The sequence below is a fragment of the Paenibacillus caseinilyticus genome (genome assembly GCF_027533645.1).
In the GTDB taxonomy this organism is placed as follows: domain Bacteria; phylum Bacillota; class Bacilli; order Paenibacillales; family NBRC-103111; genus Paenibacillus_G; species Paenibacillus_G caseinilyticus.
The window spans coordinates 266,139-272,186 of record NZ_JAQAGY010000009.1 but is presented as its reverse complement, the minus strand read 5'-3'; the positions used below and the strand labels follow the sequence as shown (position 1 = coordinate 272,186).

The following is a 6,048-nucleotide window of genomic DNA, read 5'->3' as shown; positions in this document are numbered from 1 at the left end:
AGGGCTGAAGAGTTTGCTTTCTCGATATCTGGAACTTCGTTAACCTTTTGGAACCGCCGTATGCGGACCCGCATGTACGGTGGTGTGAGAGGACGGGGGCTAGGCGCCCCCTCCTACTCGATTAAAGTTTGAGTCGCTTCATATTATTGTGACTCGGACCAGAGAGAAACGGACTAGCGTAATGTCGAACGCTAGTCCGTTTCTGTTTGTTCCCTTTTGAGCTTCTTCCGCTCAACATGGGAAGCTCCCCATTGATGTAGCGTTTCCAAAATCGGTGACAGGCTCATGCCGTATTCCGTGATGGAGTATTCCACTTTCGGCGGGATTTGCGGATAAATGACTCGTTTAACGATCTCTTCCTCTTCCAATTCGCGCAGATGGAGCGTAAGCATCCTTTGAGTGATATTGGGCAGCAATCTCCTTAGCTCATTGAACCGCAAAGGTTTACCTTGAAGCAAGTGATAAATGATAATGGGCTTCCATTTGCCGACGATCGAATCCAACGCCACAACGAATTGACATTGGTCAGAGTTCTTTCGCATACTTCTAGCCTCCCTTACAGTATCATTTTTAACACTATACCACATTATTGTTCCTACTTTAAATAAGTAAGTGCATATATTATGATTATCTACAGAAGTATAATTATTCTGATTACAGAAGGGAAGGTTTGATTCATGGCAACTGTATTGTACATCACCGCACATCCTCTCGATCCTCAATCATCGTATAGCCTCGCGGTAGGGAAAGAGTTTATCGAAGCGTACGTCGAGGCAAATCCGGGAGATGAAGTTGTTCATTTGGATCTGTACAAAGAGAATATTCCGCAATTTGATGCTGATGTTTTAAGAGGTTGGGAAAAGCTTCGGTCGGGTTCATCTTTCGATCAACTGACTGATGCTGAGAAGTCAAAAGTGTCTCGTCTTGAGTCGATTGTTGATCAATTCGTGGCTGCTGATAAGTACGTGTATGTTTCCCCGATGTGGAATTTCTCGATCCCACCGGTTTTGAAGGCATACACTGATGCGACTTCAATTCCGGGTAAGACTTTTAAATATACCGAAAACGGCCCTGAAGGTCTGTTGACCGGTAAGAAAGCCTTACACATTCAAGCTAGTGGTTCTGTTTATTCGGAAGGTCCTTTGGCTCCACTTGAAATGGGATATGGCTATCTGAATAAGGTTTTACAGTTCTATGGGATTCAATCTATTGAGGCAATTTTAGTTGAAGGAACGGCATTACAATCACAAGAGCTAGCTCTCGCTATTAAAGAAAAAGCAATTGCACATGCTAAGGAAGTTGCCAAACGTTACTAAATGGGGGTATCGTTCTCCAACCGCAATCCATAAGAGCAACTCCACCAAAGTGAATAGTAAAAAGCCTGTTGAAGTTTTTCAATAGGCGAAAGGTAACCCTAGTTTCCATGCTGACGGGTAAACTTATAGAACAAGGCTAAACCCGGCTGTGACTGGCAGCGGGTTTAGCCTTGTTTTTGCTGTGCCGGCTGATTCATTCGGAGGCCGTCATATGCTGCTCCATCCACCGGCGGAGCTTGGATTCGGTCCGGGAATCCGGCGCCGGGGTGTAGATGCTGCAGCGCAGATCTGCCGTGCCGTGCACCTGCAAAGTGAGGTGAAACTGCATCTTGCCGGCCCCGGCATGCCGGAGTTCGAGCAGCACCTCGGGGGCGGAGCTGACCTTGCTCTGCTCCCACAGAGGAAGGAATTCGGGATGAAGCTCCTTCATCTCCTCGAGAAACAGATCGTACCACTCATCGCCCATGTACTGCCCGTAGTAAGCTCGGAAGATGGACCCTTACACCCAGTTTGCGGTCGCGGCCGCAGAGCAGGCTTTGGCGGTTCCGGGCTGGTGCTGGAAGAGCTGGACCGGGACCGCCTCGGGGTGTACATGGGCTCCGGAAGCGGCGGCATCCAGACCTTGATGGGCCAGGGCCGGGTGCTGGCGGAGCGGGGGCCCGTGAGGGTTGGTCATGGCCGATGGCGCCGAGGCGATTGCTCTCGTGAAGAGCCTGCAGGAAGGAATCGTTCCGCCCACGATCAACCTGGAGCAGGGCGATCCGGAATGCGATCTGGATTATGTGCCGAATAAGGCCCGCCCAGCGGGCATGAAGATAGGGATCTCGAACTCCTTCGGCTTCGGAGGGCACAATGCCGTCATAGTGCTGCGGAAGTATGAGAATGGGGACAGGATGGAGTGAGGCAGAGTGAGATCGGCAGAAGATGGGATGGCCGTAGTATCCTTGAATGGAATTAGGTATCCTATGCTTAGGGAAGACCGCCGAACCCTCCAAACAAAGGAAGTGTAAAACGATGAATTTAGAAATGGTGATGCAGGAACTTGAGGCTCTCGGCAAGGAACGACTCAAGAAAATGTACTTATCCAATGGAGCGCGGGAGCCGCTTTTTGGTGTGGCGACAGGAGAAATGAAGCCGATTTTCAAGAAGACCAAGCTCAATCAAGCTTTGGCGGAGCAGCTTTATGCCACGGGGAATTACGACGCAATGTACTTTGCCGGAATCATAGCTGATCCAAGTGCAATGACGGAGGCGGATTATGACCGATGGCTGGATTCGGCCTATTTTTATATGCTGTCCGATTATGTGGTAGCGGTCACTTTGTCGGAAGCGGATATTGCGCAAGCTGTTGCCGATAAGTGGATCGCAAGTGGCGAAGATTTGAGAATGTCCGCAGGCTGGAGCTGTTATTGCTGGCTGTTGGGCAGTCGAGCGGATAACGAATTCTCGGAAAGCAAACTTGCCCATATGCTTGAACAAGTAGAAAATACGATTCACACTGCTCCCGAGCGAACGAAGTATTCAATGAATAATTTTGTATACACCGTGGCGACTTCCTATTTACCACTCCATGATAAGGCGGTCGCAGCCGCGAAGGCCGTAGGCCCGGTAGAAGTCAGAAGCGATACGGGAAAAAGCAAATTCCTAAACGCTGGCGAAAATATTCAAAAGACGGTAGAGAGAGGGAGACTTGGCTTCAAGCGCAAGCATGTTAGGTGTTAACCCTTCCGGGAAAACAAACCGTTGAAGATATGAATCGAGTATCGGTCTTTTAGATCCGTTATTGCTGCCGTGAAAAGCTGCTCCTCCTTCTTTTATTGAACAGATTAGCATAAAATTATGTTAAAATATGGGTACTTAATCCATAAATCACTAAGAAGAGGGAGTGCAGCGTATGAAACTGAACCATCTCAATCTCACGGTCAACGACGTTAAAGCGGCCAGTGATTTCTTGGAGAAATATTTCGAATTACAAATCCGGACTACGCGCGGTCATGCATTCGCTGTACTATCTGACGACAACGGGATAGCGCTTACCTTGATGAAGGGAAATGAAGTCAGCTATCCGGGCACCTTTCATATCGGCTTCATTCAGGAGAGCGAGGAACGGGTTAACGAGATCAATCAACGCTTGAAGGATGATGGTTTTGATGTGGAGCCGCCACAAAGGTCACATGCTTGGACTTTCTATGTCAAAGCCCCGGGTGGATTTACTGTCGAGGTTCTCAGTTAAACGCGATGCTTCCCTAGGATGGACGGGAGCGTTCCAAACCGTTGTTGAAGTAGTGAGACTGCTCGAGGTCGGGGATCAGTGCAGGCTGCACAGGCCGCCATCCCAGAAGTGCCTGAGTCGCAGCGCTGGATCTCGGGATATCGAGCGCTGCAAGTGTGCTGAGGAAGCCGAAGTGGGCGTCTGCCTCCTCACGTGAAATGCTGACTACAGGCACGTTCAGGTGTTTTCCGATAATACTTGCGATGTCGCGAAAAGGCACCCCTTCATCTGCGACCCCATGTAGTCGTGAACCGGCGGGGGCCTTTTCTAACGCAAGGCGGTATAGATGCGCGGCGTCAAGGCGGTGCACAGCCGGCCAGCGGTTGGTCCCCTCATCCACATAGGCTGCGAAACCCTTCGTTCTGGCAATGTGGATCAGTCTCGGCACGAATCCGGTGTCACCCTCACCGTGTACCGAAGGACAAAGCTCTACGATCGATGTCCGTACTCCGCGCTCAGCCAGCGATAACGCTGCGTTCTCCGCTGCCACTCCATTGGCGTGGGTGGTGATCACGAACGGCTTACCGGACCCTGCGAGCGCCGCCCCCATCGCTTCGACGGCGTGCAGATCTGCTGTGAGTGCCCCAGCGAAGTTCGAGAAGTCGTGATTGAATGCCAGATGAATGACGCCATCCGCAGCAGCCGCACCACTGCGAAGGCTGTCGAGATCGTCGATGTCGCCGCGGTGCACCTGGGCCCCGGCTTCTTGTAGTTTCGCAGCGCTATGGTCTGAGCGTACAAGACCGACGACCTGATGACCCGCATCCATGAGTTCGCGGATGACGGCGGAACCGATATAACCCGTTGCGCCTGTTACGAAAACACGCATCATGTATTCCCCCTTAAGCTGCTAAGTATTGTTGTATATTCATTACCACGCGACGGGTCCATCCTCATCCGAGAATGTTCCTGTTGGACCGTCCGCACCCAACATCGCAAGCCGGACTGCTTCACGCGCTCCTTGTTCAACACTGCGAGTGCCGGCATAATTATTGAGCGCAGTCGAGGTAAAGCCTGGACATGCCGCATTGACCTTGATGGTGGTCGATTCAAGCGCAAAGGCAAAGGCGAGTGTCACCGCATGAACAGCCGATTTTGACGCCGAATAGGCCCCAAACATCGCTCGATGCGAGTTGTCCGGAATGGAGTTCCAGCTAAGGGAGCCGCCGGTGCTGCCCATGTTGACGATGCGTGCTGCCGGAGCCTCGCGCAGAAGCGGCAGCATGGCCTGGGTGACAGCAATGACACCAAACACATTCGTTTCATAAACCGCACGAATGTCTTCGAGCGGAGCAACGGTCAAAAGACCGCTCGCTGCGCCGCCGCTCGGAAACGGATCACCCGGTCTGCTTGCGTGGGAAATGCCCGCATTGTTCACAAGCACATCGAGACGGCCAAATTCGTTCCGAATACGCTCGGCCGCAGCAACGATGGAGTCCTGATCTGTAACGTCGAGCTGGAGAGCGTGCGCATCCGATCCGATGCTTTGGGAGGCCGCTTCTCCATTCTCGAGACTGCGTGATCCGACAAGCACGGTGAAGCCATGTGCGGCAAGATCCTTCGCAATTTGCAAACCTATTCCTTTATTGGCCCCGGTGATCAGGGCGACGGGTTTGTCGTGCATGGTTGGAGTCTCCTCTTTGGTATGGGATACCAGCTATGTATTTCCCGGCGGATGTGGGATAATGATATTAAATCACACAAAAACGGAACTGTAAAGTTCCGAAACTAAAAAGTTCCGTAATGTATATTGTAAAAGGGGCAAAAGTTTATGAGTAAACGAAACAAGAATATGTCCGAGAGGGGCGAATTATCTGAGGTCGCGGCAGAAAAGCCTGCACAAAAATTAGGCCGAAAACGTGATCACACGCGGGATGATAAAATCCTTGAGGCGGCCATCGACATCCTCGCCGATACGAGTTTCGACGGGATGACAATGGACATGGTCGCGGCTCGGGCAAAGGCCGGGAAGGCGACGGTGTACCGCCGCTGGTCTTCCAAGGCGGAGTTAGTCCGAGATGCCTTGGCATGGATGAACCGAAATCATCTTGAGCTCGAGAGCTTGCCTGATACAGGAACCTTGCGCGAAGATCTTCTCGTGCTTTTGAAACCGCAATCGGTCGCGGAAGAAGAACGGAAATTTCGAGTCCTAGCGGGACTAGGCTCCTTTTTGCAGCATCCGGCATTTGCCGAATCAGGAACAGCCGGGATTTTTGAGCCATGGGCTGTTGTGAATCGCGAGCTTATGAACCGAGCCGTCGCTCGCGGTGAAATTCCCGCTCATGCAGACATTGAGATGGCTTGCCAGGTCATTACTTCCATGGCTTCTTTCCGCGGACTCATCCAGCGCAAACCGTTCGACAAGCTTTTCTTCACAGCGCTAATCGATGGCATTCTGCTGCCTGCCCTCCAAAACCCGCAAACCGCTCCACCTATCATGGACCGCTGATGACCGGGCGC

8 protein-coding genes and 2 pseudogenes are annotated in these 6,048 nt (G+C 51.7%); 5 read left to right on the top strand and 5 right to left on the bottom strand.

The genetic code is table 11. The annotated features are described in order from the left end of the window. Positions 1-191: 191 nt before the first annotated feature. A complete protein-coding gene (locus O9H32_RS16280) occupies positions 192-542 on the bottom strand; it encodes a winged helix-turn-helix transcriptional regulator (protein ID WP_269867167.1) in 351 nt (116 codons plus the stop codon). Between the two features lie 135 nt (positions 543-677). On the opposite strand from O9H32_RS16280, the gene O9H32_RS16275 reads away from it, so the two are divergent. Then, the gene (locus O9H32_RS16275; RefSeq protein WP_269867166.1) at positions 678-1,316 is read left to right on the top strand and encodes an NAD(P)H-dependent oxidoreductase; all 639 of its coding nucleotides are present in this window, start codon (positions 678-680) and stop codon (positions 1,314-1,316) included. 193 nt (positions 1,317-1,509) lie between these two features. Here O9H32_RS16275 and O9H32_RS16270 read toward each other — a convergent pair. Further along, positions 1,510-1,812 (bottom strand): annotated as a pseudogene (locus O9H32_RS16270) (MmyB family transcriptional regulator); the annotation flags it as partial. Between the two features lie 3 nt (positions 1,813-1,815). Then, positions 1,816-1,992: a hypothetical protein gene (locus O9H32_RS16265; RefSeq protein ID WP_269867165.1), complete on the bottom strand. Its 177-nt coding sequence runs from the start codon at positions 1,990-1,992 to the stop codon at positions 1,816-1,818. Position 1,993: 1 nt separating this feature from the next. On the opposite strand from O9H32_RS16265, the pseudogene O9H32_RS16260 reads away from it, so the two are divergent. From O9H32_RS16260 to O9H32_RS16250, 3 genes and pseudogenes are all read left to right on the top strand, one after another. Continuing rightward, positions 1,994-2,218 (top strand): annotated as a pseudogene (locus tag O9H32_RS16260) (beta-ketoacyl-[acyl-carrier-protein] synthase II); the annotation flags it as partial. Between the two features lie 112 nt (positions 2,219-2,330). After that, on the top strand, positions 2,331-3,038 hold the full coding sequence (locus tag O9H32_RS16255) for a DNA alkylation repair protein (RefSeq protein ID WP_269867164.1): 708 nt from the start codon (positions 2,331-2,333) through the stop codon (positions 3,036-3,038). 172 nt (positions 3,039-3,210) lie between these two features. Further along, positions 3,211-3,549: a VOC family protein gene (locus tag O9H32_RS16250; protein ID WP_269867163.1), complete on the top strand. Its 339-nt coding sequence runs from the start codon at positions 3,211-3,213 to the stop codon at positions 3,547-3,549. A 13-nt stretch (positions 3,550-3,562) separates the two neighbouring features. On the opposite strand, the gene O9H32_RS16245 is transcribed toward O9H32_RS16250, so the two are convergent. After that, positions 3,563-4,417, bottom strand: a complete 855-nt coding sequence (locus tag O9H32_RS16245) for an SDR family oxidoreductase (protein WP_269867177.1) — start codon at positions 4,415-4,417, stop codon at positions 3,563-3,565. Positions 4,418-4,459: 42 nt separating this feature from the next. Beyond that, complete coding sequence (locus O9H32_RS16240) at positions 4,460-5,212, bottom strand: SDR family oxidoreductase (protein WP_269867162.1); 753 nt, start codon at positions 5,210-5,212, stop codon at positions 4,460-4,462. Between the two features lie 147 nt (positions 5,213-5,359). Between O9H32_RS16240 and O9H32_RS16235 the strand changes: the two genes are divergently transcribed. Next, positions 5,360-6,037 carry a TetR/AcrR family transcriptional regulator gene (locus O9H32_RS16235; protein ID WP_269867161.1) on the top strand — a complete coding sequence of 226 codons (678 nt, stop codon included), beginning with the start codon at positions 5,360-5,362 and terminating at the stop codon, positions 6,035-6,037. Positions 6,038-6,048 lie beyond the last annotated feature (11 nt).

Bases quoted from the DNA above. Each gene is read 5' to 3' on its own strand.
- O9H32_RS16280 (WP_269867167.1), bottom strand. From the start codon at position 542: ATGCGAAAGAACTCTGACCAATGTCAATTCGTTGTGGCGTTGGATTCG.
- O9H32_RS16275 (WP_269867166.1), top strand. From the start codon at position 678: ATGGCAACTGTATTGTACATCACCGCACATCCTCTCGATCCTCAATCA.
- O9H32_RS16265 (WP_269867165.1), bottom strand. From the start codon at position 1,992: ATGACCAACCCTCACGGGCCCCCGCTCCGCCAGCACCCGGCCCTGGCC.
- O9H32_RS16255 (WP_269867164.1), top strand. From the start codon at position 2,331: ATGAATTTAGAAATGGTGATGCAGGAACTTGAGGCTCTCGGCAAGGAA.
- O9H32_RS16250 (WP_269867163.1), top strand. From the start codon at position 3,211: ATGAAACTGAACCATCTCAATCTCACGGTCAACGACGTTAAAGCGGCC.
- O9H32_RS16245 (WP_269867177.1), bottom strand. From the start codon at position 4,417: ATGCGTGTTTTCGTAACAGGCGCAACGGGTTATATCGGTTCCGCCGTC.
- O9H32_RS16240 (WP_269867162.1), bottom strand. From the start codon at position 5,212: ATGCACGACAAACCCGTCGCCCTGATCACCGGGGCCAATAAAGGAATA.
- O9H32_RS16235 (WP_269867161.1), top strand. From the start codon at position 5,360: ATGAGTAAACGAAACAAGAATATGTCCGAGAGGGGCGAATTATCTGAG.